Origin of the sequence: Streptosporangium longisporum, assembly GCF_039534895.1 — a bacterium.
GTDB lineage: Bacteria > Actinomycetota > Actinomycetes > Streptosporangiales > Streptosporangiaceae > Streptosporangium > Streptosporangium longisporum.
This window is the reverse complement of sequence record NZ_BAAAWD010000015.1, coordinates 573,610-596,393: the sequence shown is the minus strand read 5'-3', so window position 1 is coordinate 596,393 and position 22,784 is coordinate 573,610. Positions and strand designations below refer to the sequence as shown.

15 protein-coding genes and 1 pseudogene are annotated in these 22,784 nt (G+C 73.1%); 7 read left to right on the top strand and 9 right to left on the bottom strand.

Annotation, left to right across the window (positions count from 1 at the left end):
* Nucleotide 1: 1 nt before the first annotated feature.
* From ABD832_RS29005 to ABD832_RS28975, 6 genes and pseudogenes are all read right to left on the bottom strand, one after another.
* A complete protein-coding gene (locus tag ABD832_RS29005; RefSeq protein WP_425582668.1) occupies nt 2-2,086 on the bottom strand; it encodes an SDR family NAD(P)-dependent oxidoreductase in 2,085 nt (694 codons plus the stop codon).
* 355 nt (nt 2,087-2,441) lie between these two features.
* A pseudogene (locus ABD832_RS42325) lies at nt 2,442-3,863 on the bottom strand (beta-ketoacyl synthase N-terminal-like domain-containing protein); the annotation flags it as partial.
* Nucleotides 3,864-3,901: 38 nt separating this feature from the next.
* On the bottom strand, nt 3,902-8,689 hold the full coding sequence (locus ABD832_RS28990; protein WP_344901068.1) for a type I polyketide synthase: 4,788 nt from the start codon (nt 8,687-8,689) through the stop codon (nt 3,902-3,904).
* Between the two features lie 63 nt (nt 8,690-8,752).
* The gene (locus tag ABD832_RS28985) at nt 8,753-8,905 is read right to left on the bottom strand and encodes a hypothetical protein (RefSeq protein WP_344901065.1); all 153 of its coding nucleotides are present in this window, start codon (nt 8,903-8,905) and stop codon (nt 8,753-8,755) included.
* Nucleotides 8,906-8,914: 9 nt separating this feature from the next.
* Nucleotides 8,915-9,700: an ABC transporter permease gene (locus ABD832_RS28980; protein WP_344901062.1), complete on the bottom strand. Its 786-nt coding sequence runs from the start codon at nt 9,698-9,700 to the stop codon at nt 8,915-8,917.
* Nucleotides 9,690-10,526, bottom strand: coding sequence for an ABC transporter ATP-binding protein (locus ABD832_RS28975; RefSeq protein ID WP_344901059.1), 837 nt, complete (start codon nt 10,524-10,526; stop codon nt 9,690-9,692). The genes ABD832_RS28980 and ABD832_RS28975 overlap by 11 nt, the downstream gene beginning before the upstream one ends.
* Nucleotides 10,527-10,695: 169 nt before the next feature.
* Between ABD832_RS28975 and ABD832_RS28970 the strand changes: the two genes are divergently transcribed.
* The 4 genes from ABD832_RS28970 to mug all read left to right on the top strand — a co-directional run bounded on the left by ABD832_RS28970 (nt 10,696) and on the right by mug (nt 14,330).
* On the top strand, nt 10,696-11,373 hold the full coding sequence (locus ABD832_RS28970; protein WP_344901056.1) for a phosphotransferase: 678 nt from the start codon (nt 10,696-10,698) through the stop codon (nt 11,371-11,373).
* A gap of 18 nt (nt 11,374-11,391) precedes the next feature.
* Complete coding sequence (locus tag ABD832_RS28965) at nt 11,392-11,814, top strand: DUF1707 SHOCT-like domain-containing protein (protein ID WP_344901053.1); 423 nt, start codon at nt 11,392-11,394, stop codon at nt 11,812-11,814.
* Nucleotides 11,815-12,044: 230 nt separating this feature from the next.
* Nucleotides 12,045-13,343, top strand: a complete 1,299-nt coding sequence (locus ABD832_RS28960; protein ID WP_344901050.1) for an acyltransferase family protein — start codon at nt 12,045-12,047, stop codon at nt 13,341-13,343.
* Nucleotides 13,344-13,757: 414 nt separating this feature from the next.
* Nucleotides 13,758-14,330, top strand: coding sequence for a G/U mismatch-specific DNA glycosylase (gene mug / locus ABD832_RS28955; RefSeq protein WP_344901791.1), 573 nt, complete (start codon nt 13,758-13,760; stop codon nt 14,328-14,330).
* 133 nt (nt 14,331-14,463) lie between these two features.
* Here mug and ABD832_RS28950 read toward each other — a convergent pair whose 3' ends face one another.
* The 3 genes from ABD832_RS28950 to ABD832_RS28940 form a co-directional block, all read right to left on the bottom strand.
* On the bottom strand, nt 14,464-15,081 hold the full coding sequence (locus ABD832_RS28950; protein WP_344901047.1) for a DUF1707 SHOCT-like domain-containing protein: 618 nt from the start codon (nt 15,079-15,081) through the stop codon (nt 14,464-14,466).
* 7 nt (nt 15,082-15,088) lie between these two features.
* Nucleotides 15,089-15,880: a PadR family transcriptional regulator gene (locus tag ABD832_RS28945; RefSeq protein WP_344901044.1), complete on the bottom strand. Its 792-nt coding sequence runs from the start codon at nt 15,878-15,880 to the stop codon at nt 15,089-15,091.
* 182 nt (nt 15,881-16,062) lie between these two features.
* Nucleotides 16,063-16,761 carry an SDR family NAD(P)-dependent oxidoreductase gene (locus ABD832_RS28940; RefSeq protein ID WP_344901041.1) on the bottom strand — a complete coding sequence of 233 codons (699 nt, stop codon included), beginning with the start codon at nt 16,759-16,761 and terminating at the stop codon, nt 16,063-16,065.
* A gap of 239 nt (nt 16,762-17,000) precedes the next feature.
* Between ABD832_RS28940 and ABD832_RS28935 the strand changes: the two genes are divergently transcribed.
* From ABD832_RS28935 to acnA, 3 genes are all read left to right on the top strand, one after another.
* Nucleotides 17,001-18,290: an MFS transporter gene (locus tag ABD832_RS28935; protein WP_344901038.1), complete on the top strand. Its 1,290-nt coding sequence runs from the start codon at nt 17,001-17,003 to the stop codon at nt 18,288-18,290.
* A 687-nt stretch (nt 18,291-18,977) separates the two neighbouring features.
* Entirely contained in the window at nt 18,978-19,706 is a 729-nt protein-coding gene (locus ABD832_RS28930; protein ID WP_344901036.1) for a metal-dependent hydrolase, read from the top strand.
* 174 nt (nt 19,707-19,880) lie between these two features.
* The gene (gene acnA, locus ABD832_RS28925; RefSeq protein ID WP_413224660.1) at nt 19,881-22,691 is read left to right on the top strand and encodes an aconitate hydratase AcnA; all 2,811 of its coding nucleotides are present in this window, start codon (nt 19,881-19,883) and stop codon (nt 22,689-22,691) included.
* The last annotated feature ends 93 nt before the right edge of the window (nt 22,692-22,784 follow it).

The window sequence follows — 22,784 nt, the reverse complement described above, 5'->3', positions numbered from 1 at the left end:
CTCATCCCTCCTCGTCGTCGCGGACGTCGAGCAGCTCGGCGAGCTGGCGGACCGTCGGGCACTCCAGCAGGCCGGTCACCGGCACCGACGCGCTCAGTGACTTACGGATCCGGGTGGTGAGCTCGATGGCGAGCAGCGAGTGGCCGCCGAGCTCGAAGAAGTTGTCCAGGGCGCCGATCGGCTCGATGCCCAGCACCCGGGACCAGATCGCGGCCAGGGTGGCCTCGGTGCCCTCGGACGGCTCCACGTAGGCGTTGTTCAGCTCGGGACGGGGGTGCCGCTCCCGGTCGTCGTCGTCGTCACCGGCCTCGTGGATGTCGCCGGTGACCCACTGCGCGATCCGGGCGTCCAGCGAGCCCGTCGAGATGACGAGATGGCCGGCGCGGTCGGCGGCCGACAGTGCCCGCTCCAGCACGTCCACGCCCTCGGCCGGGGTCATCGCGAAGTCGACGACGGCGCCGCTGTGGCCCGCGACCCGGTCCGGGTCGATGTTCCAGGTGTCCCAGTCCACCGTGACCCACCGCCCGGCGCCCCGGGTGCGGGCGACGCGGACGTAGGCGTCCAGGGCGGCGTTGGCGGCCGCGTACGGCCCCAGCGTCATGCCGCCGAGCACGGCCGCGACGGACGACAGCGTGATGCGCCGGTCCGGGCAGTGGTCGCCGAGGACCTTCTGCAGGACGTGGAAGCCGCCCACCTTGGCGGCCATGTGGGCGTCGCACTGCTGGCGGTCCATCAGGTGGGCGAAGTTGAAGTAGGCGCCGTCCTGCACGCCCGCCCCGTGCACCACCACGTCGATGCCGCCGAACCGGGCGACCGCCTCCGCCACCACGGCGCCCATCTTCTCCTCGTCGGCCACGTCGGCCGACAGGGCGAGCACGGTGGCGCCGCGCTCCTCCAGGTCGCGGACGTTGCGGATGTGGCGGGCGGTCCGCTCGCCACCGGGCGGCACGTCCGCCAGGTAGGCGTCCCACTCCTGCCGGGGCGGCAGCGCCGAGCGGCCGGTCAGCACCAGGCGGCAGCCGTAGGCACCGGCCAGGTGGCGCGCCAGGACCAGGCCGACGTCGCCGAGCCCGCCGGTGATGAGGACCGTGTCGCCGTCGCGGAACGGCCGCTCCTCCGGTTCGAGGTCGGCGATCGGGTAGGGCTCGTAGTGGCGCAGCCACGTCTCGCCCGCGCGGACGGCCACCGGGCCCTCGTGCGCGCAGACCGACGCGGCCAGTACCGCCTCCGCCAGCGCCTCCAGGCCGGGGGCGCCGCCGGCGCCGGCGGTGTCGAGGTCGACGTGGCGGCAGCGCAGCCGCGGGTTCTCCTGCTGGAGGCTGGGGGCGAGCGCCGCCAGCGTGGCGTGCTCGGGGTGGCGCAGCTCGGCCCCGGCGACGTTCACCGCGAGAGAGGTGAGCAGGACCAGCTCGGCCCTGGGCGCCGAGCCGGTGTTGTCGACCAGCTCGCGGGCCAGCTCCAGCGCCGAGTGGAAGCCGCGGTTCTGTTCCGCGGAGAAGTGCGCCGCCGGGTCGCCGTCCGGCCCGGCCTCGGCGGACGCGAGGCTGAAACCGTGCACGATCGCGCGCGGGCTCACCACCAGCGAGTAGAACAGCTCGGACATGTCGCCCGGCCTGCCCGAGCGGATCGTGAAGGAGCCGTCGTCGTGCTGCTCGAACCGGTCGCCGTCGCGTACCGCGGTCACCTCCGCGCCGGCCCGCTCCAGCCGCCCGACCAGGGCCTCGCCGCGCTCGTCGGCGGTGAGCACCAGCCAGGGCCCGGCCTCGCGCAGCCGCTCGTCCAGGCTGGCGACGGGTACCGGGTGCTGCCTCCAGGACGGCAGGTGCGTCCACTGCGACCGGTCGAAGTTCTTGCCCTCGACGGCCTGCGGGCGCGCGCTGCCGGCGGGGGGGATCGACCCAGAACCTGCGCCGCTGGAACGGGTAGGTCGGCAGCTCGACGCGGAGCCCGGCGCCGCCGTGCAGCTTCGCCCAGTCCAGGACGCTGCCCGCCAGCCAGAGCCGCGCCAGCGTGGACAGCAGGCACGTGGCGGCGTCGGCGCCCTCCTCGGGCGCGACCGGCACCTCCTCGGCCTGCGCGTCCTCACCGTCGCCCACCAGGTGGACGCCGAGCCCGGTCAGGCCGTCGGCCAGCGCGGCCAGCGCCTCGGCGCGGCCCACCGTCCCGGACGTCCTCGCGGACACCGTCCCGGCCGGTGTCGCGCCGGGGCGCAGCACCGTGTGGACGGCCGCGTGCAGCTCCGCCCACCAGGACTCCGGCACCGCATCGGCGTCCGTCCCGCCGGTCTCCGTCCCGCCCGCGATCGCGGCGTCAGAGGGTACGGCCAGCCGCAGCCGGGGGTTGCGCCGCTGGGTCCTGCCGTCGATCCAGCGCGACGGGTCGGCCAGCGCGGCCACCGCGTCGTCGCGGTCGGCGCAGACGACCGCGCGGCGCAGCGCGAAGGCGCCCCGCGACATCTGCAGGGTGAACGCCACGTCCGCCAGGTCGGCGGAACGCTCCTCGGCCAGGTGCCGGCGGAGCCGCTCGGTCAGGTCGGACAGCGCCTGCTCGTCGGACGCCGAGAACACCAGCAGGTGCGGACCCGGCCGGGCGGGCCGCGCCGGCCGGACGGGCGCCTGCTCCATCACCACGTGCGCGTTGGTGCCGCCGAGCCCGAAGGAGCTCACCCCGGCCCGCCGGGGGTGCGGGCCCGCGGCCCACGGCCGGTGCTCGTTCAGCACGGTGAACCGGTCGCGTGCCGTGGCCAGCGCCGGGTTGGGCGTCTCGTAGCCGGGCGTGCCCGGCAGCAGCTCGTGCTTGAGGACGAGCGCGGCGCGCATCAGCCCCGTGACGCCCGAGGCGCGGTCGAGGTGGCCCAGGCTCGGCTTGACCGAGCCCAGCACGCACGGCGTCTCGGTGGCCTGGGTGAACACCCGGCTCATGGCCGCCAGCTCGATCGAGTCGCCCAGCATGGTGCCGGTCGCGTGGCACTCGACGTAGCCGACGGTCTCGGGCTTGACCCCGGCCACGCCCAGCGCCGACTCGATCACCTCGGCCTGGCCGTCCACGCCGGGCGCCGTGTAGCCGGCCCGCAGGCGGCCGTCGTTGTTGGACGCCGACCCCAGGATGACCGCGTGGATGACGTCCCCGTCGGCGATCGCGTCGGACATGCGCTTGAGCGCCACCACGCCGGCCCCGCTGCCCATCACCGTGCCGCCCGCCTCGGCGTCGAAGCTGCGCACCCGGCCGTCGGGCGCCATGATGCCGCCCTGCTCGTACAGGTAGCCCGACCGCTGGGGGAGCGGGGTGAAGGCGCCGCCGGCCACGGCCACGTCGCACTCGTAGGTGAGCAGGCTCTGGCAGGCCAGGTGGACCGAGACCAGCGAGGTCGAGCAGAACGTCTGCACCGACACCGACGGCCCGCGCAGCCCCAGCTTGTAGGAGACCAGCGAGGCCAGGGAGTCGCGCTCGTTGCCGATGGCCATCAGCATGGCGCCTCCCGGCTGGGAGGTGAGGTGCTGGATGTTCTGCACGATGTAGTCGGGGAAGCCGCAGCCGCCGAACACGGCGACCTGGCCGGGCACGTCCGTGGGGCAGTAGCCGGCGCTCTCCAGCGCCTCCCACGAGCACTCCAGGAACAACCGGTGCTGCGGGTCCATCATCTCGGCCTCGCGCGGGTTGATGCCGAACACGCCGGCGTCGAACCGGTCGATGTCCTCCAGCGGGCCGCCGACGCGGACGTAGCGCGGATCGGCCAGCGTGCCGGGGTCCACCCCGGCCTCGCGCAGCTCGTCCTCGGTGATCGTACGCAGGCCCTTGACGCCCGCCAGCAGGTTGTCCCACAGCTCGGCGACGCCGCCGGCGCCCGGGAAGCGCCCGGACATGCCGATCAGCGCGACCGCGGACTCGTAGTCGGTTCCGGTCATGACGTCCTTCCGCTCCTGAGCATGTTGCGCCGCTGCGCGATCCTGGACCGTTGCTGCTCGCGGGCCTCGGCGGGCTGCCCGCCGGACTCCTGGTCGGCCGTGGCGGCCTCGGCCAGCGAGGCGATCGTCGGGGCCTGGTAGAGGATGTGCGGTGGCAGGTAGGACAGCTCCAGCGCCTTCCTGACCTCGGCGATGATCTCCATGCCGAGCAGCGAGTTGCCGCCGAGCTCGAAGAAGTTGTCGTGCACGCCGACCTGTTCCAGGCCGAGCGCCTCGGTCCACACCCCGGCGATGGTCTCCTCGGTGGGGGACTGCGGCTCGACGTAGGCGGTCGACAGGTCGGGCCTGGGGTGCCGGCCGAACGCGTCGCGGATCTTCTTCACCACCGCCTGGTGGCTCTCGATGGACGAGCGCCGGCTCATCGCCACCATCGGCGCGAAGTCCTGGGTGGAGGCCACCACGTGCGGCTCACCGCTGGCCAGCACCCGCAGCAGCGTCTCCCAGCCCTGGTCGAAGGTGAGGCCGAAGTTCTCCCGGTACCACTCGAAGTACTGCCGGGAGCCCTCGTCGTAGTTGTCGAGCCCGTCGGTCCAGCCGTTCCACGTCCACTCGCACCAGTCGATCGAGGTGACGGTCACGCCGGGCAGCGGGTCGCTGAGCGCGAACGAGTCCAGGAACGCGTTGGCCGCGCAGTAGTCGACCTGGCCCGCGCCGCCGCCCGTCGCCGACGTCGTGGACGAGAACAGGGCCAGGAAGTCGACCGGCACCTCGCGCAGCACCTCGGCCAGTGCCAGCGTGCCGGCCACCTTCGGCGCGAGCACACGGTCCATGTCGGCGACGGTCTTGAACTGCATCAGGCCCACCGCGGGCACGCCCGCGCAGTGCAGCACGCCGTCGAGCTCGCCGAAGTTCTCGATCGCGGCGTCCACGGCCCGCCGCACGTCCTCGACGCGGGAGACGTCCCCGGCGACGGTGATCACGCCGGAGCCGGCCGCCTCCAGGCGGCGCAGCCCCTCCAGCCGCCGCAGGACCTCGCCGGCGGCGTTCCCGCCGGCCAGGATCGACGCCCACTCCTCACGGGGCGGCACCGGCGTGCGGCCGAGCAGCACCAGCCGCGCCCGGTACCGCTCGGCCAGCCGCTCGGCCATGGCCAGCCCGATGCCGCCGAGCCCGCCGGTCACCAGGTAGACACCCCCCTGGCGGACCCGCGCCGCGGGCGGGGACTGCTCGATGACGCCGGCGTCGAGCGTCTCGTAGTCGGGGATCCAGCGCCGGCCGCCGCGCAGGGCCACGACCTGGTCGGCGGGCTCGGCGCGCAACTCGGCCAGCAGCGCCCGCGCGCCGGCCCCGGTGCCGGGTCCCGCCTCGGGGCCGAGGTCGATCAGCCGGGTACGCGTCCTGGGGTACTCGACGGGGATGAGCCGGGTGGGGCCCAGCAGCGTGCCCGCGGCGGCGTGCACGCGGTCGCCCGGGTGCACCCGGTGCGCGCCACCGGTGACGATGTCGAGGGTCCAGCCGTGCAGTCCCAGGTCGCCGCAGGCGCGGGCGAACGCGACCAGCGTGTGCAGGCCGCGGCGCAGGGACTCCTCCACGGGCCCGTCGCCGTCGGCGTTCCACAGGTGCACGATCCGCTCGGGCACCCAGTCGCGGCCGGTCAGCTCGCGCAGCACCGCACCCGCGTCCTCGGGCGAGCCGGGCCGTACCCGCAGGCCGTCGGGGCCGCTGGAGAACTCCTCGCCCGGCCGTACCAGCACCGCCTGGCGGCCGGTGGCCTCCAGGTGCGCCAGCAGCGGCGCGGCCAGCTCGTCGGCGAGCCCGGCGTCGGTGTAGACCAGCCAGCGGTCCGCCTCCTGCGGCACCGGCGCACGCGGGGTGGTCTCGCGCCAGGTCGGCGCGTGGATCCAGCGCGTGTCGGGCAGCCGGGGGTAGGCCTTGGCGATGCTCTTGGGATCGCTCTCGTCGAACGCGGGCGTGCCACCGCCGCCCAGCGCGGACTCGTCGATCTCCAGCCAGTACTCCTGGTGCTCGAACGGGTAGCACGGCAGCGGCACGCGGCCCGGCCTCCAGCCGTCGCCGTCGTCGTGCAGCGCGTCCCAGTCCACCGGCACGCCGGTCAGCCAGAGCTTGGCCACGGCCGTCGCCAGCGCGGCCCCCGCGTCCAGCGGGTCGCCGGCGGCGGGCAGCGTCGTCACGATGAGCGGCCAGCGCCCGCGCTCGCAGGCCGGGTGGCCGCGGGTCAGCGCTCCCAGCGACTGGCCGGGGCCGATCTCGGCGAGGGCCAGCTCGGGGACGCCGAGCACGTGGTCGAGCCCGGCGCCGAACTCGACGGTCTCGCACATGTGCCGCGCCCAGTACCCGGGGTCGGTGACGAGCTCGGCGGTGACGGGCGCGCCGGTCACGTTGCTCAGGTACGGCAGGGACGGCGCGTTCAGGGTGATGTTGTCGGTGATCCACGCGGTCAGCTCGCCGGCGACCGGCGCGAGCATCCGCGAGTGGAAGGCGTGCGTGGTCTCCAGCCGCCGGTGGCCGATCCTGGCCTCCAGCAGCCGGGCCGCCGCGGCCTCGACCGCGGCCTCCGGCCCGGCGAGCACCACCTGGGAGCCCGTCCGGACGGCCACGTCCAGGTCACGGATGCCCTCCTCGCCGAGCACCGCGGTCAGCCGCCGCTCGTTGGCCGAGACGGCGAGCATCGCGCCCTCGGGCTGGGAGGTGATGAGCTTGGCCCGGTAGGCCACCAGCCGCAGCGCGTCGGGCAGCGACAGCACGCCCGCGAGGCAGGCCGCGACGTACTCGCCCAGGCTGTAGCCGATCATGACCTCGGGGCGCAGGCCCCACCGCATGAGGCGGCGCGCCAGCGCGTACTCGGCGACGAAGACCGCCGGCTGCACCAGGTGGGCGTCGGTCGTGGAGCGCGGCGCCTGCGCGGCGCCTGCCCGGCCCAGCAACCTGGCCAGGTCGTCCGCGCCGACGGCGCCGCTCGCGCCGTTCGACCCGTTCGCGCCGCTGCCGGCGGTCCGCTCGGCGGGCGTGAACACGTCGGAGAGCTGACCGGGCTCGGTCAGCCCGAGGACGGCCAGGCACTCGTCGACGTCCGCCCGGAAGCCCGGGTCCTCGGCGTAGAGCCCGGCCACCATGCCCGGGTACTGCTCGCCGACCCCGGCGAGCAGGAAACCGACCTGGCGTCCCACGGTGGCGTCGTTGCGGCCCAGCGGTCCCGCCGGGTCGGCGAGCAGGGCGGCGGCCCGGCCCGTGGAGTCGGCGACGACGACCTTGCGGTGGTTGAACACCTTGCGCCCGGCCTGCAGCGTGTAGGCGATGTCCCCGAGGTCACTCGGGCCCACGGGGGAGCCGGGGGAGCCGGCGGGGCCGTTCAGGTGCTCGGCGAGCCGGGCGCAGGAGCGCTCGGCCGCCGCCGCCGAGCGCGCCGACACGGGCAGGATCTGCCAGCGGCGCGAGCGGGCCGGGCGCTCGGCGGGCAGCGGCGCCTCGGTGACGATCGCGTGCGCGTTCGTGCCGCCCATGCCCAGGGAGCTGATGCCCGCGATGCGGGGCCGGTCGCCGGTACGCGGCCACGGCGTCGGCTCGGCCGTGACGCGGAACGGGCTCGCCTCGAAGTCGATCTCCGGGTTGGGGGAGGTGTAGTGCAGCGTGCCCGGGATCAGCTCGTTGTGCAGCGACTGCACCACCTTGATCAGCCCGGTCACGCCGGAGGCCCTGTCGAGGTGGCCGACGTTCGGCTTGATCGAGCCGAGCACGCAGTACTGCCCGCGCCCGGTCGCCCCGAAGGCGCGGGTCAGCGCGGCCACCTCCATCGGGTCGCCGACCTCGGTGGCGGTGCCGTGCGCCTCGACGTAGGAGACGTCGGCCGGGTCGACGCCCGCGCGGGCGAGGGCCGCCGACACGCAGCGGCGCTGGCCGTCGATGCTGGGCGCCAGGTAGCTGAACTTCATCGCGCCGTCGTTGTTGATCGCCGAGCCGCGGATGACCGCGAACACGGTGTCGCGGTCGGCGATCGCGTCCGGCAGGCGCTTGAGCGTCACCACCGCGGCGCCGTCGCCGAACATGCTGCCCCGGCCCTCGGCGTCGAAGGTGCGCACGTGCCCGTCGGGCGACTCCTGGCCGCCCTCCTCCCACAGGTAGCCGATCCGGTCCGGGATGCGCACCGACACGCCCCCGGCCAGGGCCATGTCGCACTCGCCCCGGCGCAGGCTCTCGCTCGCCAGGTGCACCGCGACCAGCGACGTGGAGCAGAACGTCTGCACCGACAGGCTGGGCCCGTTCAGGTCGAGCCGGAAGGAGACGTTCGTGGCCAGCGAGTCCTTGTCGTTGCCGATCATCAGGGCGGAGGTGTCGACGCCCATCTGGAACGCCATGAGCCGGGTCAGCAGGTAACCGCTGATGTTCATCCCGGCGAACACCCCGACGCTGCCCCGGCTGTGGGGGGCCGCGTAGCCGGCGCACTCCAGGGCCTCCCACACGCACTCCAGGAAGATGCGCTGCTGCGGGTCGGCGAGGGTGGCCTCGCGCGGGTTGTAGCCGAAGAACCCCGCGTCGAACCCGCGGATGTCCTCCAGGATCGGCCGCGACCGGACGTAGTTCGGCTGCTGGAACGTGGCCGGGTCGACGCCCGCGGCGATCAGGTCCTCGTCGGAGAAACGCGTGAACGACTCGACACCGGTGCTGATGTTGCGCCAGAACGTCGCGATGTCGGTCGCGCCGGGGAACCGGCCGGCCATGCCGACGATCGCGATGTCGGTGTCGCCCGGTGGATGTCCGTGTTCCATCAACCTGCCTCAATTCACTGGAGTTGGCTTGCGGTGCTCACCGCGGTTCTCACCACGGCGTGCTCACCGCGGCGCGCACTGCGGCGTGCTCACCACGGCGTGCTGCCGCGGCGCGCACGAGGCGCTCGGGACGATCGCGCCGATGCTCACCTCGGTGCTCACGGCGTCGGCACCGGTGCTCACGTCCGTGTTCACGGCGTTCGCGCCGGTGCCCATGTCAGGTGCTCACATCAGCCCGCCGCGGCCCCAGCCGCGCGCGAGCCTGCGGGCGGCGAACGCGCCGGCCAGGACACCGATCGCCAGCAGCACGGCCGCGGGACGCAGCGTGCCCGCCACGTTCCCGGCGACCGCGGACTGCATCATGGTCAGGGCCCAGTAGCCGGGGGACGCGGGCGCGACCGCCTGCGCCCACGCGGGCATGAGGCTCAGCGGCACCAGCGCCCCGCCCAGCGAGCTGAGCGTGAGCGCGCCCACGTCGGAGATGACGCTGAGCTCGCCGTGGCTGCGCACGATCGTGGCGAGCGCCGCCCCGATCGCCAGCAGCGCGAAGGCCCAGATCACGATCGACATGAACACCACGAGCGGATTGGGCGGGACGGGCAGCCCGATCGCCAGGCAGCCGTACACGAGCAGGATCGACTGCTGGGTGACCATCACCACGAACAACGGCAGGGTCTTGCCGATGAGCAGCTCGGCCGCGGGGGCACGGCTCACCCGCAGCCGGTCCCAGGTGCGCCAGGTGCGTTCGGACAGGATCGCGTTCCCCGCCAGGGAGATCGCGAAGACGGAGAACATGACCATCAGTCCGGTGGCCACCTGGGTGGCGCCGGTGTCGAGAGCCCTGACGTACAGGGGCCGCAGCACCAGCATGAGCACCATCGGCATGGCCACGTAACTGATCATCTGGCCGGGGTCGCGCAGCCGCAGGGTCAGGTTGTGCCGGGCCAGGGCGGCGATCCGGTGCGCGGAGCCGACCAGGTCGATGCCGGGCCGCGGGGCGTCAAGGAGCATCGTGGACCGCCAGGGATCGGTAGAGGTCGTCCAGGGACGGGTTGCGCACGTCCACCGAGCTGATCGGGCGCTTGGTGCGGTGCAGGAGGTCGATGAGCGTCGCCGCCGGGTCCGAGGTGGAGATCGTGAGCTCCTCCTCGCCCTCCAGCGTCACCCGCACCTCGCCGGGCAGGTCCCTGGCCAGCTCCTCGTAGGCGCCCCGGGCGATGACCCGGCCGTCGCGCGCCACCGCGATCGTGGCCTGCAGCTCGGTGAGCTCGGGCAGGTAGTGGGTGGTGTAGACGACGGCGGCACCCTCGCCGGCGCGCTGCTTGACGACGTCGAGCATCGCCTGCCGGGTCTCCAGGTCCGCGCCCGCGGTGGGCTCGTCGAGGAGCAGCAGGCCCGGCCGGTGCACGAGCGCGGTCGCGGCCTGGGCACGGCGCTGCTGGCCGCCCGAGAGCTTGCCGGCCCGCCTGTCCATGATCTCGGTGAGCCGCAGCACGACCGACAGGTCCTCGATCGCCGAGCGCAGCGCGGCCCCGCGCAGCCCCGAGAGCCTGCCGTACAGCTCCAGGTGCTCGCGGACGGTCGCCGACGGGTACAGGGCGATGTGCTGGGGAGCCACGCCGACCTGGCCGCGTACGGCGGAGGGCGGTTTGCCGTCGATCGTCACCCTGCCGCCGTCCGGGCGGACCAGGTTCGACACGATCTCGACGAAGGTCGTCTTGCCCGCGCCGTTGTGTCCGAGGAGCCCGACGATCTCCCCGGCCGCCACGCTCAGAGTGAATCCGTCGAGTGCCTGGATGTCGCCGTAACGCTTGACGAGGTCGGTTGCTACCAGCAACGTGTCACCTCCCCATAATTAATGGAATAAGCAGGTGAGTAAGAATGAATCCATGTTCGCTTCACGTTAGCGATAAGTACCGCCTCTCTCGCTGACAGGTAGTTACCGTAAAAAACGGTCACCGCCTTGGCGTATTGACGCACCGGCTTTACCGCCTAACCTGACAGGCATGCAGGTTGGATCGTTGATCGTCGCCGGCTACGACTGTGAGATCTTCGAGGCGGGGCCCGGCCGGGTCGTCCGCCGCTCGCGTGACGGCCGCAGCCTCGAACGCGAGGCCGCGGTGATGCGGCACGTCCGGCGGCACGGCTTCCCGGCCCCGGAGATATTCGACGCCGACGGGCCCGACATCCTCATGGAGCACGTGGACGGGCCGAGCCTGCTCCAGGAGGCGGCCCGCACCCCCGGGCGGGCCGCCGAGCACGGCGCGCTCCTGGCCGGCCTGCTGCGGGCGCTGTCCGCGGTGCGGTCGCCCGGCTGGCTGCAGGCCGCCGTCGGCCGCCCCGGGAACCGGCTGCTCCACCTGGACCTGCATCCCGGCAACGTGCTCGTCACCCCCGACGGCCCGAAGGTCGTCGACTGGGCCAACGCCGCCAGGGGCGCGCCCGCCGTGGACGCCGCGTGCACCTGGCTCATCCTGGCCACCGCCACCGTCACGGAACCGTTCCTGCGGGTCGGGCGGGCCGACCTGCTCGCCGCCTTCCTCGACGGCGTCGACCCGGCGGCGGCCCGCCCCCACCTGAGGGCGGTGGCGGAGCGGCGGTGCGCGGAACGCGACCTCCCGGCCGCGGAGAAAGCCGAGATCGACCGTTTCCTGGCCCGCGAGGCCGGAGAGACGTCTTCGTAGCCCCCACAGGAGGTAGAGATGGCCGAGCACGGCGACGTGCGGGCGTCGGACGACGATCGCGAGGCCGCCACCCGGCGGCTGCGGCTGGCCGTCGAGGAGGGCTGTCTCGACATGCCGGAGTTCGACGACCGGGTGGGCCGGGCGCTGTCCGCCACCACCCGCGGCGAGCTGACCGTGCTGCTCGCCGACCTGCCCGCCGAACGACGGCAGAGCCCGCCGCCGGTCCGCAGGGACGTGACCCGGTGGCTGAGGATCCTGTGGCTCGTCTGGGGCGCGATCCTGGCGGTCAACGTCGTGGCCTGGGGCGTGGCCAGCGTGGTGGAGGCGTGCCCGCTGGAGTTCTGGCCCAAGGACATGCTCGGTCCCGCCGCCGTGCTGGCCGTGGTCACGGTGGTCCACACGGCCCGCCGGCGCTCCCTCCCGCCGGAGGGCCGAGCATGACCTCTCCCCCGACGCCCCCGACGCCCCCGGCCTCCCCGACCGGACCCGGGTCCTCGGCCGGGCCTGTGACCGGGCCTCCGGCCGGGCCGCCGACCGGGTCGGCGACAGGACCCGCGACAGGACCCGCGATCGGGTCCGGGCCCGAGCCTGCGACAGGATCCACGGCAGGGCCCGGGTCCGCGACCGGCCCTCCGGTCGCGGCCGGCACCGCGACGGGGCGGCGGGCGGAGGTGGACCTCCTGCGCGTCGTGGTGGTGGCCGGGCTGGTGCTCTTCCACTCGGCGCTGGTGTTCGACGCCCGCGACGACTTCTACGTCAAGAACGCCGAGACCACCGGCCTCACCATGGTCGTCAGCGTCCTGGGCGTGCTGTGGGCGATGCCGCTGCTCTTCTACCTCGCCGGCCTGGCCGCGCGCCACTCGCTGGGCCGTCGCGGCCCGGCCGGCTACGCCGTGGAGCGCCTGCGCAGGATCGCCGTGCCGCTGGTGTTCGCCACGGTGGTCATCGTCCCGGTGCCGCAGTGGCTGCGCCTGCGTGCCGACCCCGCCAACCGGGAGTCGTACCTGGAGTTCCTGCCCCGGTTCTTCCGGGTCGAGCTCGACCTCGCCGAGTTCCCCTTCGTCCTGCAGGGCGAGTACTTCGAGACGGGACACCTGTGGTTCCTCGTCCTGCTGCTGACGTTCTCGCTGCTGCTCTCGCTCGCGGTGCGGTGGCTGCCGTCGCCGGGCCTCGGCGAGCGGGTCGCCGGGCTCGCCCGCGTGCGCGGCGCGGTGCTGCTGCCCGCCCTGCCGCTGGTCCTGATCAGCATGGTCCTCGGCCTGGAGGAGGAGTACGCCGGGTGGAGCCGGTGGGCGTACCTGGCCTTCTTCTGTTACGGGTTCGCGTTCGCGGCCGACGAGCGCTTCCGCGGGGCGGTGCGCCGCGACCTGCGCGTGGTCGCCGCGTGCGGGCTGGCGTTGTTCGCGGCCGGGGTGCCGGTGCTGCTGTCCGCGGGCGACGACGCCTTCACGGCCTCGGCGCCGCTCGCCGTCCTCGGACGGGCGCTGTACGGTGCCGCCGGATGGTGCTGGATGCTGACGATCGTCGGCGTCCTCGACCGGGGTGCCGCCCGTTCCGGCACCCGGCCCGACGCGGGTCCCTCCGGCGTCCCCCCTCACGCGGACTCCTCCGGTGCCCTTCCCCGGGCGGGTTCCTCCGGCGTCCGCCCGGTCACCCGTTCGCGGAACGGGAGCGGAGGCGGCCTGCGCGGTTACCTGGCCGAGGCCGTCCTGCCGCTGTACGTGTTGCACCAGCCCGTCGTGGTCGCGGTCGCCTACCAGGTGGTGCGCTGGCAGGCACCGATCGCGGTCAAGTACGTCGTCATCGTGACCTGCTCGCTCGCCCTGACGGTCCTGGCCTACGACCTGCTGGTACGGCGGACCCGGCCGACCCGCTTCCTGTTCGGGATGCGGCCCGGCAAGCCCGGCGCGGCGGATCACCGACCGCTCGCGGAGACATCCCGGTCGCGGGGTACGGAGTATTCACCGTGACCGGCGGGCCGTCCTCACCCGGTGAAATTCGAACGACCGTGAATGACCACCGTTGACCGTTCATGGGCATTAATGCCGACATAATAGTGAACAGTCGTGAATTGTCGGGTGGGGTGCACCGTCTCCGTAACGCGCGCGTTCTTTTCCGCGACGCCCATGCCGGGAGAGACGGCGGGACGTGAGGATAAGCCCGACGGGAAGGGGTAGCTTCGGCCCGTGCCGCCTCACCAGACCCCCGCCCCCTCGCCCGAGAACCCCGGCTCCTCGCGCAGGAGCCCTGGCCCGCTCCACGAGAACCCGCCTCGCGAGAGCCGCCCGGCGGGAGGGTCGGGCTCGCTCCACGAGAGCCCGCCCCGTCGGCGCCCGCCCGGCGAGGGCCCGGGGTCGCCGGTCCGGCGGCCGAGCCGGGCCGAGCTGGAGGCCTCCACGGACCGGACGATCGAGGACGTGCTGGGCCCCGACCTGGACGTGCTGTTCTGCGGCATCAACCCCGGCCTGTACTCCGCGGCCACCGGCCACCACTTCGCGCGTCCGGGCAACCGCTTCTGGCCCGCGCTGTACCGCTCCGGGTTCACGCCCCGGCTGCTGTCCCCCTCCGAGCAGGATCTGCTCCCCTCCTACGGGCTGGGCATCACCAACGTGGTGCAGCGTCCCACGGCGCAGGCGGCGGAGCTGTCGGCCGAGGAGTTCCGCGAGGGCGGCAAGAGGCTGGCGAGGCTCGTCGCCGAGGTCCGGCCCACGGTGCTGGCGGTGGCCGGGGTGACGGCCTACCGGCAGGCGTTCGGGGCGCCCAAGGCGGCGATCGGCCCGCAGCGGTCCCGGATCGGGGGCGTCGCGGTCTGGGTGCTGCCCAACCCGAGCGGCCTGAACGCGCACTGGACGCTGGACGGCATCGCGGGGGAGATGCGGAGGATCCGGGAGTTCCTCCTCTCCGGCGGACCGGGACCCGGTGACGGTCCGGACGCGGAGCCCGAGACGCTCTGGTGACGCGCCCCGGTCCGAAGGCCGGGGGAACCGGGGAATCCGGGGGAGTCGGGGATCCGGGCCGTCGCGAGCGGTGGTCCGCGACGCGCCCCGCGACCGCGTCCGCCCGCACGGTCCCCTGTGGACCCGGAGTCGCTCAGGCGGCGCCCGGAGGGCCGATCCGGGAGTGTCCGCCGGTGCGCGCCCGCCCCCGGCGCAGGGCACCCACCACGGTCAGCACCAGGGCGATCGCCAGAAGGACCTTCAGCACCCCGAGCCCGGTGAACGCCACCCCGGCCACCAGCAGCAGGATCAGTGGCACGGGGAACCCGGGCCCGCCCCGGTGCTTCCGGCGCCGGTACTCACGGGCGGCGCGGTGGTGCATCCACGCGTCGGGGTGGTGGTGCGCCCAGGCCCGGCCCGGCCCGTCCGCCCACGACCGGGGGCCGTGACCGCCCGGCCGGCCGTGCCCCCACGGCCCACCGGCGTGCGCCCACGACCTCATGGCGCGCTCCCACGGATCCGCGCGTCCCCACGGCCCGGCGTGATCCGGTGCCCCCGGGACGCCTCCGACGCTCTCGCCGTCCCCGCCCCGGCCGGGCAGGTCGGCGCTCACCCTGGCCAGGTCGCCGTCCGTCCGCGCGGACAGTGTCAGCTCCAGCCGCTCGTCGAGCTCCTCGTGGGTCAGGCGGCCCTGGGCGTAGTTCTCGCGCAGGAACTCCATCGCCGCGTCGCGCTCGGCGTCTCCGATGCGAAGTCCTTCTCGGGGCGTCATGTCCGGGTCACTCCTCGCCGGTGTCGCCGTCGGCCAGGATCTGGTAGAGCTTGCGGCGCGTCTCGACCAGCGCCTGCTTCGCCTCCCGGATCTGGGCCTCGCTGCCGGTCTGCAGGATCTGGAGCATCGCGAAGCCCGACTGGCGGGTGATGTCCATCAGCTCCCAGGTGCTGTCGTCCACGTCGGGGGTCATCTCCTCCCACGGGGCGCGCACCTCCTCGGGGTGCTCGGCCACGTAGGCCCGCCCGGCCTCGGTGAGGCTGAACGTCTTGCGTCCCTCGTTCTCCTCCGACAGGACCAGGCCCTCGTCGGTGAGCTGCTGCAGCGCGGGGTAGACCGCGCCCGGACTGGGCTTCCAGCCCCCCTCGCTGCGCCGCTCGATCTCCTGGATGATCTGGTAGCCGTTGCAGGAGGTCTCGGTCAGCAGGGCGAGGATCGCCGCGCGGACGTCGCCGCGCTTCGCCTTGCGCCCGCGGCCGAACGGCGGCCCGCCCCCGCCGAACGGGCCCCTGCGTCCCCAGCCGCCCCGGGGGAACTCCCAGGGGAACCCGCCTCCGGGGAAGGGGCCGCCGGAGAAGGGCCCGCGGTGGCCGCGGTGGCGGTGCTCGTGCGGCCCGCCCTCGGCGTGCCCGTGCGAGCGGTGCTCGTGGGAGTGGTGGTGCCCCTCGTGCCGCGCCCCGCCCCGCTGCCAACCGGCGGCCGCCTGCCGCCAGGCCTCCTTGGCCGCGCGCTTCATCTCACGCCTGATCTCATCCGGGCCGATGCCCGCCCACGGGCCGCCCGATGCTGCGGATGTCATGTCCGACCTCCATATCGCGATCGTCCTTCGATCGCTCTCGATGCTTCAAAGATATATCGAGAACATTCTGATGGCAACCATACGTCGCGAAAGTGGGGTCTGTGGGCATCCGGCGGCACGATCTGTGCCGCCGGGCCGGGGCCGCCTCGGCCCGGCCCGGCCCGGCCCGGCCCGGAGGACGGTCAGGACCAGGCGATCTCCCCGAACCGGTCGACGAAGCGGCCCGAGCCCGCGCCGGGTCCCTCGGTCGCCAGGGCCACGATCGCGTCCGTGCCCTCGGTGACGGTCTGGGTGCCGCTGTTGCCGTTCAGGTCGGTCGCCGTGTAGCCGGGGTCGGCGGCGTTGACGCGGACGTCCGGCAGTGCCCTGGCGTACTGGGTGGTCAGCATCGTCAGCGCCGCCTTGGAGGCGGCGTAGAGCGGCGCGACCACCGAGGACTCGATCCGCGACGGGTCGTGGGTGAAGGCGAGCGACCCCAGCCCGCTGCTGACGTTGACGATGACCGGGTCCGGTGACCGGCGCAGCAGCGGCAGGAAGGCGGTGGTCGTGCGGACCACGCCGACGAGGTTGACGTCGAGGACGCCGAGGGCGTCGGCGCCGGTCAGGGCGGTGGGATCGGTCCGGGGGCCGGCGATGCCGGCGTTGTTGACCAGGACGTCGATCGAGCCCTCGTGCTCGGCGACGTCCGCGGCCGCGGCGGCGACGGACGCGTCGTCGGTCACGTCGATGGGGACGAACCTGGCGCCGAGCTCGGCGGCGGTCCGCCCGCCCTGCTCGGCGTCGCGGGCGCCGACGAGCACGGTGTGACCGAGTTCGGCGAGACGGCGGGCGGTCTCGCGGCCGAGACCCTTGTTCGCTCCGGTGATGAAGGTGATCGTCATGTCTTCATTGTCCGCCTCACCTGCGGAAACAGGCCGGGGGCCCCTCGGTGGCGGGAGTGGCGGTGCCGTCGGTGCCGCCGGGCGATCTCTCGTCGTCGCCGCCCCGGCCGCGCATCCTCGCCCGCGACGGAGCTCCCCCCGGGTGGACCTCCCGTGCGCCGGGATCCCGCCCCGGACGGTCGACGGGCGATCTCCGCATGCGTAGGATGCAACCACCAAAAGCCTATAGGTGGTGTTTCATGCGGCGTAACGAGTTCGTGCTCGTGGGTTTCACGGTGGCCACCAACCTCGCCGACGGCGTGGCGAAGATCACCCTGCCCCTGCTGGCGGTCGGCCTGACCACCTCGCCCGGCCTGGTGGCCGGGGTGGGCCTCACCCTGACGCTGCCCTGGTTGCTGGCCTCGCTCCACGTCGGGGTGCTCGTCGACCGGGGGGACCGCAGGAGGCTGGCCGCCTGGGCCAACCTGGTCAGGCTCGCCGCCGCGCTCGCCCTGGTGGCGGCCTACGCCGCGGGCGTGCTGTCGCTGCCCCTGCTCTACCTCGCGGGCCTGACCATCGGGATCGCCGAGGTGGTGGCCAACTCCTCGGTCGGCGCCCTGATCCCCGCCGCCGTGTCGCGGGACCGGCTGGGGCCGGTCAACGCGTGGATCGCCGGGAGCGAGACCGTCGCCAACGAGTTCGCCGGCCCGGCCGTCGGGGGTCTGCTCGCCGGGGTGGGGACGGCCCTTGCGCTGGGCTCGTCGGCCGCGGCCTTCGCGTTCGGAGCGGTGCTGCTGGCCCTGCTGACCGGCCGCTTCCGGGCGACCGGCCCGCGGGAGACCGCGGACGCCGGGGGCCGGGACGGCCGGGTGCCCGCGCGGGAGCCGGGGCGGGTCCGGGCCGAGATGGTCGAGGGCCTGGCCTTCCTGTGGAACCACCGCCTGCTCCGCACCATGACGCTGACCATCGCCGTGCTGTCGGCCTGCTGGAGCGCCTGGCTGGCGTTGTTGCCCTCCTACGCGACGCGGGTGCTCCAGCTCGACGCGTTCGGCTACGGCCTGCTGATCAGTTCCATCGGCCTGGGCGGCCTGCTGGGCGCGGTGGCGGTGGCGGCGGTCAACCGCCTGCTGGGGATCCGCTGGGCGCTGTTCACCGACATCGTCTTCACCGTCGTCATGATGATCGTTCCGGCCGTGTTCCCGCGGGCGTGGGCGGTCGGCATGGCCGCGTTCCTCGGCGGCCTGGGCGGGACGCTGTGGACGGTCAACGCCCGGACCCTGGGGCAGATGCTCGTCCCGGACCGGCTGCTGGGCCGTTACGGCGCCGCGAGCCGCCTGCTGAGCTGGGGGACCCTGCCGCTGGGCGCGGCGCTGGCCGGGATACTCGCCGAGATCACGGGCCTGACCTGGGCCTTCGGGGTCTTCGCCGCCCTCGCCGCGCTGCCCCTGGTGCCGTTCCTGTGGATTGTCACCGAGAGTGAGATCGTCGATGCCCAGCGTAGAAGTGAGGCAGATCACGGAATTCTTGCCGGAATCAGGAACAAGCACTGAGACCGGCACGTTACAAAGGACGTAGACGGGATTCGTTCCGTGCCGGAAGGGCTGGGGGGTGCTTTCGGTGCGGAACGGTCCCGTCTGTCGTTTCCCCAGGTGTCGTCCGCGCGCGACACGCCGGTGATCTTCCCCGGCTCCCGGCGATCCCGCCCCCCGTGACCCGGCGATCCCGTCTCGCGCAACCCGGTGATCCCGCCCCGCGTGACCCGGTGATCCCGCCCCGCGTGACCGCCTCCGGCCCGTCCGCAGACCGCTCGCCTTCCTGTCGATCAAGCCGTCCGCGGCGGCAATCGTCGCGTCTTCTTCCGCGTCCGTTCCGCCCGGACGGGCCTGTCGGGTGGGTGATCTTCCCGGATCGTCCGGTCCGCGGGTGGACCGTTCCCGCTCGTCACGGCCGGAACGGCGCTCCGGCCGCGCTTCCCGGCACCAATCGTCCGTTCCATCCGTTCTCCGTTCATAGGAAGATGCCAGGGGCAGGCACACCTCGTGAAGGGACGGGAAGATCGAAGCGGACGATCGTCGCCCTCGGGCGGCAGGGGAATCGGACGGGAACGATCGGCACCAGCGGGTCCGGGCCACAGGGCCCGCGCGACACGCCGGTGATGCGGGACACCGTGATGCGCCGTCCGGGGAAGGCGGCGGCGTACGGTCTCTCGGGATGATCTCCATGGTGGTGTCCGGGCGATGATGGGACACACGCACGCCCTGACCGGGGCGATCGTCTGGCTGGGCATCGCGCCCCCGCTGGCCGCGTTCCCGCTGCTGACCGAGTCCCACCGGTTCATCGAGACCGGCGTCATGGTCAACGCGCTCGACCCGGCCGAGCTGGTCGCCGGGACCATCATCTGCGCCGGTGCCGCGATGCTGCCCGACCTCGACCACCCGAGTGCGACGATCGCGCAGACGTTCGGGCCGGTCACCTGGGCGCTGAGCAAGGCGGTGTCGTGGCTCGCCGGGGGGCACCGCAACATCACCCACTCGCTGGCGTTCGCGGTCGCCGCGGGCTTCGGCGCGCACTACCTGGCCAACACCTACCCGCTCGGCCGCGACATCATGGTGATCCTGCTCATCGGCCTGGCGCTGCGGGCCGTCGGGATCGCCATCCCGGGCAAGAAGTTCGCCTCGGCGATGCTCAACGTCGGCATGACGGGCGGGCTGTTCATCGTGTTCCGCAGCGACAACGTGGGGTACGCCTGGCTGGGGCTGGCGGTGGCCATCGGCTGCCTGACCCATGTCGCGGGGGACTGCTGCACGGAACGGGGCTGCCCGGTGCTCTGGCCGATCCGGCGGAAATGGCTGCTGCCCTGGAAGATCGGCATCAAGACGGGCCGCGCCTTCGAGCAGAAATTTCTCGGTCCGGCACTTTCGGTCGTCGTTCTCGGGCTGCTGTACCTCCGTCTCGCCCCGCTCTGACCATACTGGTGAGTAATTTGATGTCGAGATATCCAGGAGATATCTTGATGTCGAGAGATCCGTCGCGACCCGTCGATGACCAGGAAGTTAGGCGTACCTAACCGACATGGGCACTCGGGCGGTGCGGCAGGATTCAGTTGCGCCTTATGTGCCGGCGCGCCAGACATCAGGGTGATGAGGAGGCGAACCGTGTCCGCGAACAGCTTCGGCAGCCGTGACACGCTCCGCGTCGGTGACGCGGGATACGAGATCTACCGGCTGGACGCCGTGGAGGGGTCGGGCCGTCTCCCGTACAGTCTGAAGATCCTTCTGGAGAATCTGCTCCGCACCGAGGACGGCGCGAACATCACCGCCGACCACATCCGGGCGGTCGCGGGGTGGGACCCGTCCGCCACGCCGAACGTGGAGATCCAGTTCACGCCGGCCCGCGTGATCATGCAGGACTTCACCGGCGTCCCGTGCGTCGTCGACCTGGCCACCATGCGCGAGGCCGTCCGCGACCTCGGCGGCGACCCCGCCAGGATCAACCCGCTCGCCCCGGCCGAGATGGTCATCGACCACTCGGTCATCGTCGACTTCTTCGGCGGCGCCGACTCCTTCCGCCGCAACGTCGAGCGGGAGTACGAGCGCAACCGCGAGCGCTACCAGTTCCTGCGCTGGGGCCAGACGGCCTTCGACGAGTTCAAGGTCGTCCCCCCGGGCACCGGCATCGTGCACCAGGTCAACATCGAGCACCTGGCCCGCGTGGTGATGACGCGCGACGTCGAGCGGGACGGCGAGAGGGTCCTGACCGCCTACCCCGACACCTGCGTGGGCACCGACTCGCACACCACCATGGAGAACGGCATCGGCGTCCTGGGCTGGGGCGTCGGCGGCATCGAGGCCGAGGCCGCGATGCTCGGCCAGCCGATCTCCATGCTGATCCCGCGCGTGGTCGGCTTCAAGCTGACCGGCAAGCTCCCGGCCGGCGCCACCGCGACCGACCTGGTCCTCACGATCACCGAGATGCTGCGCCAGCACGGCGTCGTCGGCAAGTTCGTGGAGTTCTACGGCGAGGGCGTCTCCAGCGTGCCGCTGGCCAACCGGGCCACGATCGGCAACATGAGCCCCGAGTTCGGCTCGACCTGCGCGATCTTCCCGATCGACGGCCAGACGACCGACTACCTCACGCTGACCGGCCGTCCCGCCGAGCAGGTCGCCCTGGTCGAGGCCTACGCCAAGGCCCAGGGCATGTGGCTGGACCCCTCGGCCGAGGAGCCGGTCTTCTCCGAGTACATCGAGCTTGACCTGTCCACGGTCGTCCCCTCGATCGCCGGCCCCAAGCGCCCGCAGGACCGCATCGCGCTCGCCGACGCCAAGCGCGCCTGGCGCGCGGCCGTCAAGGACTACGTCTCCAGCGTGCAGGGCCCGCTGGACGAGGCCTCCGCCGAGTCGTTCCCCGCCTCCGACCCCCCGGCCGTCTCCGGCCAGGACAACGGCGACAAGCCCAACGAGGCCGACCTCGACGGCGACCGCCCGCACCGGGTCGTGCCGGTCACGCTGGCCGACGGCACCACCTTCGAGATCGACCACGGCGTGGTGACCATCGCCGCGATCACGAGCTGCACCAACACCTCCAACCCGTACGTCATGATGGGTGCCGCGCTGCTGGCCAGGAACGCGGTCGAGAAGGGCCTGACCCGCAAGCCGTGGGTCAAGACCTCCCTGGCCCCGGGCTCGCAGGTGGTCACCGGCTACTTCGACCGCTCGGGCCTGCAGCCGTACCTGGACAAGATCGGTTTCAACCTGGTCGGCTACGGCTGCACCACCTGCATCGGCAACTCCGGCCCGCTGCAGGAGGAGATCTCCGCGGCCATCCAGGAGAACGACCTCGCGGTCACCGCGGTGCTGTCGGGCAACCGCAACTTCGAGGGCCGGATCAACCCCGACGTCAAGATGAACTACCTGGCCTCGCCGCCGCTGGTCGTCGCCTACGCCCTCGCGGGCACCATGGACATCGACCTGAACAACGAGCCGCTGGGCACCGGTTCGGACGGCGAGCCGGTCTTCCTGGCCGACATCTGGCCGGCCCCCGAGGAGATCGCGCAGGTCGTCGCCTCCTCGATCGACCAGCAGATGTTCCTGGACGACTACGCCGACGTGTTCAAGGGCGACGAGACCTGGCGCTCGCTGCCGATCCCGACGGGCAACACCTTCGAGTGGGACCCGGCCTCGACCTACGTCCGCAAGGCCCCCTACTTCGACGGCATGCCGCCGGAGCCGGAGCCGGTGACCGACATCTCCGGCGCCCGGGTGCTCGCCAGGCTGGGCGACTCGGTCACCACCGACCACATCTCCCCGGCGGGCGCCATCAAGGTCGGCACCCCGGCCGCCGACTACCTGAAGGAGAACGGCGTCGAGGTCAAGGACTTCAACTCCTACGGCTCGCGCCGGGGCAACCACGAGGTCATGATCCGCGGCACCTTCGCCAACATCCGGCTGAGGAACCTCCTGCTCGACGGCGTGGAGGGCGGCTACACCCGCGACTTCACGGTCGAGGGCGGGCCGCAGGCCTTCATCTACGAGGCCTCGGCCCACTACCAGGCCGCCGGGATCCCGCTCGTCGTCCTGGCGGGCAAGGAGTACGGTTCGGGCTCCTCGCGCGACTGGGCCGCCAAGGGCACCGCGCTGCTCGGCGTCCGCGCCGTCATCGCCGAGTCCTACGAGCGCATCCACCGCTCCAACCTGATCGGCATGGGCGTGCTGCCGCTGCAGTTCCCCGAGGGCGAGACCGCGGCCTCGCTGGGCCTGACCGGTGAGGAGACCTTCGACATCACCGGTGTCGAGGCGCTCAACACCGGCGGCGTCCCGTCCACCGTGACGGTCAGGGCCGGCGACAAGGAGTTCCAGGCCGTCGTGCGCATCGACACCCCCGGGGAGGCCGACTACTACCGGCACGGGGGCATCATGCAGTACGTGCTGCGCTCGCTGCTCGCCAAGCGCTGATCCGGGCAGCGCGTTCTCCTGACGAAGCCGCCCGGCGGGACACCGTCCCGCCGGGCGGCTTCGTGCCGCCGGGGACCCGCATGCCGTCAGGGC

Coding starts and splice junctions, on each gene's coding strand:
- ABD832_RS28980 (WP_344901062.1), bottom strand. CDS start 9,700: ATGCTCCTTGACGCCCCGCGGCCCGGCATCGACCTGGTCGGCTCCGCG.
- ABD832_RS28970 (WP_344901056.1), top strand. CDS start 10,696: ATGCAGGTTGGATCGTTGATCGTCGCCGGCTACGACTGTGAGATCTTC.
- acnA (WP_413224660.1), top strand. CDS start 19,881: ATGAGGAGGCGAACCGTGTCCGCGAACAGCTTCGGCAGCCGTGACACG.
- ABD832_RS28945 (WP_344901044.1), bottom strand. CDS start 15,880: ATGACATCCGCAGCATCGGGCGGCCCGTGGGCGGGCATCGGCCCGGAT.
- ABD832_RS28990 (WP_344901068.1), bottom strand. CDS start 8,689: ATGGAACACGGACATCCACCGGGCGACACCGACATCGCGATCGTCGGC.
- ABD832_RS28930 (WP_344901036.1), top strand. CDS start 18,978: ATGATGGGACACACGCACGCCCTGACCGGGGCGATCGTCTGGCTGGGC.
- ABD832_RS28965 (WP_344901053.1), top strand. CDS start 11,392: ATGGCCGAGCACGGCGACGTGCGGGCGTCGGACGACGATCGCGAGGCC.
- ABD832_RS28940 (WP_344901041.1), bottom strand. CDS start 16,761: ATGACGATCACCTTCATCACCGGAGCGAACAAGGGTCTCGGCCGCGAG.
- ABD832_RS28935 (WP_344901038.1), top strand. CDS start 17,001: ATGCGGCGTAACGAGTTCGTGCTCGTGGGTTTCACGGTGGCCACCAAC.
- ABD832_RS28985 (WP_344901065.1), bottom strand. CDS start 8,905: ATGGGCACCGGCGCGAACGCCGTGAACACGGACGTGAGCACCGGTGCC.
- ABD832_RS28950 (WP_344901047.1), bottom strand. CDS start 15,081: ATGACGCCCCGAGAAGGACTTCGCATCGGAGACGCCGAGCGCGACGCG.